We start from the raw sequence: 3,356 nt of genomic DNA on the forward strand, positions 1-3,356 counted from the left end.
CCCTCAATGCTCTTGCAGATGGGGGAATAGTGTATGATTTAGGGTGTTCAACGGCCTCTTTATTATTAGAGATAGAACGTGCCGCAGGCAAAAACAGCAGTATTCGTTTAATCGGTATCGACAATTCCCCTGCCATGATTACACATGCCCACAAAAAAATAGAAGCATACGGTTCCGGAATTGAACTCTATGAGGGTGATATTCTCCAATTTCCGTATGAAAAAGCGCAAGTAATTATCAGCAACTATACTTTACAGTTTATTCGCCCGATGGTACGTGATACGTTGGTTCGAACGATTGCAGAAGCGTTGAATGAAGGCGGGTCATTTATTTTTAGCGAAAAAGTGGTTAGTGAAGATCCGAAACTGAACAAAGAATTGATTGATTGCTATTATGATTTTAAAAAAGTGCAAGGCTACAGTGAATATGAGATTGTCCAAAAACGCGAAGCTCTCGAGAACGTTTTAATCCCATATACTATGAATGAAAATCTTCAAATGGCAAAGAATAATGGGTTTAAAACGTGTGAAGTTCTTTTTAGATGGGCTAATTTTGCAACGTTTATAGCGATTAAATAATCGGCTATCGAACACTTCCTTTTTTGGGATTTTCAGCCGGTTGCATCGCTTCTTTTATATCTTTATAATCAAAAAGATTTTTATCGCATTGTTTGTGATAATACCCTTGAGCATCATAATACTCTTCACAGTCGTTATAATAGCGCATACTGACTCCACGATCGTTAAAACAACCTGCAAATAAAATCGGAAGCAGAAGCAAAAAGTAGTGTTTTTTCATAGGGCTATTGTATCTCATCGAGGTTTAAATCCATCCTTACTTTTACAAAACTCTCTTAAAAAACATTCACTATCACATTTTGGATTTTTAGCAGTGCAGATGTATCGACCGAATAAAACGAGCCCTTGATGGAGTTGATGGAGGTTGGTCTTGAATTTTTTGACCAGCGTTGCTTCAGTTGCTATGGCACTGAGATCATCACTTAATCCTAATCGGTGGCTAACACGAAAGACATGAGTGTCAACTGCCATCAAGTTTGCTTGTGTGTATTCGATAAGGACGACATGAGCTGTTTTTTGCCCCACTCCTGCTAAGGTTACAAGCTCTTTTTCATCCAATGGAACTTCTCCATGGTAAACATCCACGACTCTTTTTGCCATTGCAATGAGATTGATCGCTTTATTGTTAAAAAATGAGCAGCTTTGAATGAGTGATTTTACATCGTTAATATCAGCATTTGCAAGGGCTTCAGGATTCGGATAGGCTTCGAATAAAGCGGGAGTGATGAGGTTGACTCTCTTATCGGTGCACTGAGCGGACAGGGCTACAGCAATTACAAGTTCATAGGCGTTTGCATAGCTGAGTTCCGTTACGGCATCGGAATAGCGTTCCAAAAGAGCTGATTTGAGTGTATTAATCTCTTTTTTTGTCGCTTTTTTCATCAAAATTGTCCGGTTTTTTAGGCGGTATTGTACCACGATCAAAAAAAAAACATTAGTATGAATATTTTGTGTTACAATAACCGATTTCCATATAAGATTAATTAAGGGGACAATTTTGGGATTACTACGCATGATTCAAAAACTTTTTACAAAAGATGAACATCGTTTCGCAGAAGAGAGTGTTCAAAACATAAATAAAGAGCTTTTTTATAAAGTTTTGGACACTGACACAGCTGCCTTGCTCTTTTTCACAAAAGAAAATGGATGGATAGGGGCAAATAAAGCATTTTTTGAGTTGGTTTCGTTTAAAACGATTGAAGAATTACGTACGAATCATGAAAGTATTCGTGAGCTTTTTGATCACGAAGATGAAGAGGTATTTACTGAATTTGATAAAAGTTGGCTTGATTATTTACGAACACACTTTCCTAAAGGATATGGGCTTACTATTATAGACCCCTCTGGAAATGCACATGTGATGGCGGCAACATCAACCTTAATACAAGAAGGTGGGACAGATCTTTATTTATTACGGCTGGAAGATCAAAGTGATTTAGTGGAACTGAAGGCTGAAGTGATAAAAGTTGAACAGTTAAAAACTAAGTTTTTAGCTAATATAGGGCATGAATTTCGTACGCCAATGAATGGTATTTTGGGCTTCGTCGAACTTCTTTCTAAAACATCTCCAAGTGATACTCAACTAGAATATATCCATTCAGTACAAGGCTCCGCACGTAATCTGATGTCAAATATTGAAAATCTTCTTGATTTGGCTCAAATGCAAAATGGGCGATTAAGCATCAGTAAAAGTGAATTTAATCTTGTCGCAGAAATGGAAGAAGTCGCGCGAGGGGCTGTTTCTATGGCTGCGGATAAAGGTGTCAGTGTTTTATTTTTTATTGACCCGAAACTTCCGACGTACATAACCGGCGATATTCGTAAAATTAAACAAGTTATCAATAATCTCTATAACAATGCTTTGAAATTTACCCCACAAGGGGGACGGATAACGATCGAAGTAAAACTGCTTAAACGTAATACGACAGGAACGTGCAATATTGCTTTTATGGTTAAAGATACAGGTAAAGGGATCAGTAAATCAGATCTCAGTTATATCACACGACCATTTGTTTCGGGTGATCATGCCGATAGCCGTTTAGGTGTAGGACTCAGTTTGTCTCACGGGCTGATTTCACTGATGGGGGGTGAGCTTAAAATCACCAGTGATGAGGGAAGAGGTTCTTCGTTTAGCTTTTCATTGACATTGGACGGATCTTCCGATCACGCGATGCAAATGATTAATGCGCACACTGTAAAAGTAGTCCTTGTTGATGAAAAACGGCTTGATGATGCCAATCATCCTACTAACTATTTACGCAGTTTTGGGGTAAGTGTTACAAAAACACAAATGCTAGATGAGTCTATTTTTGCGGATGCAGAAATTGTTTATATTATTGCTTCCCAAGAAAAAAGTGACTGGACAATGCCGCTTTCACGAATGAAACGGACATGTAAAACAGTTTTACTTCTTGATGAACATGAGCGGCTTCAGGCTAAAATGCTCCATTTAATTGATACCTCTCTTTCTAAACCGTTATTGCCCACTTCTTTATTAGACCATTTAGTGGAAGTTTTAGGTCTAACCAAAGAGGTTCCGGTAGCCGTCCCTCAACTTCAACGAGGAGTGAATGCTTTGGTTGTAGAAGATAATCTAATCAATCAGCGTTTGATTAAATTGTTACTCAAAGAGTATGGGATTAGCGTTACAGCTGCCTCTAACGGTGATGAAGCAGTTGAAAGTTGTCGTGAACATAAGTTTGATATCATTTTTATGGACATTGATATGCCGATCAAAGACGGTATTTTGGCAACTCAAGAGATTAAAGCTGAAGAGGG

At 38.2% G+C, this 3,356-nt stretch carries 4 protein-coding genes; 2 read left to right on the forward strand and 2 right to left on the reverse strand.

Features of this window, described 5'->3' with window-relative positions:
- Positions 1-578 (forward strand): carboxy-S-adenosyl-L-methionine synthase CmoA (cmoA, locus tag PHR85_RS15125; RefSeq protein WP_300056019.1); only part of this gene is annotated, 578 nt, incomplete at its 5' end.
- Between the two features lie 4 nt (positions 579-582).
- Here the strand turns inward: cmoA and PHR85_RS15130 are convergent.
- Together PHR85_RS15130 and nth are read right to left on the reverse strand one after the other, a co-directional pair.
- Positions 583-798, reverse strand: coding sequence for a hypothetical protein (locus tag PHR85_RS15130; protein WP_300056022.1), 216 nt, complete (start codon positions 796-798; stop codon positions 583-585).
- A gap of 14 nt (positions 799-812) precedes the next feature.
- The gene (nth, locus tag PHR85_RS15135) at positions 813-1,460 is read right to left on the reverse strand and encodes an endonuclease III (protein WP_300056023.1); all 648 of its coding nucleotides are present in this window, start codon (positions 1,458-1,460) and stop codon (positions 813-815) included.
- 130 nt (positions 1,461-1,590) lie between these two features.
- On the opposite strand from nth, the gene PHR85_RS15140 reads away from it, so the two are divergent.
- Positions 1,591-3,356 (forward strand): ATP-binding protein (locus tag PHR85_RS15140; RefSeq protein WP_300056026.1); only part of this gene is annotated, 1,766 nt, incomplete at its 3' end.

The sequence above is a fragment of the Malikia sp. genome, assembly GCF_028687635.1.
Lineage (GTDB): Bacteria > Pseudomonadota > Gammaproteobacteria > Burkholderiales > Burkholderiaceae_C > Malikia.

Coding starts and splice junctions, on each gene's coding strand:
- PHR85_RS15130 (WP_300056022.1), bottom strand. CDS start 798: ATGAAAAAACACTACTTTTTGCTTCTGCTTCCGATTTTATTTGCAGGT.
- nth (WP_300056023.1), bottom strand. CDS start 1,460: ATGAAAAAAGCGACAAAAAAAGAGATTAATACACTCAAATCAGCTCTT.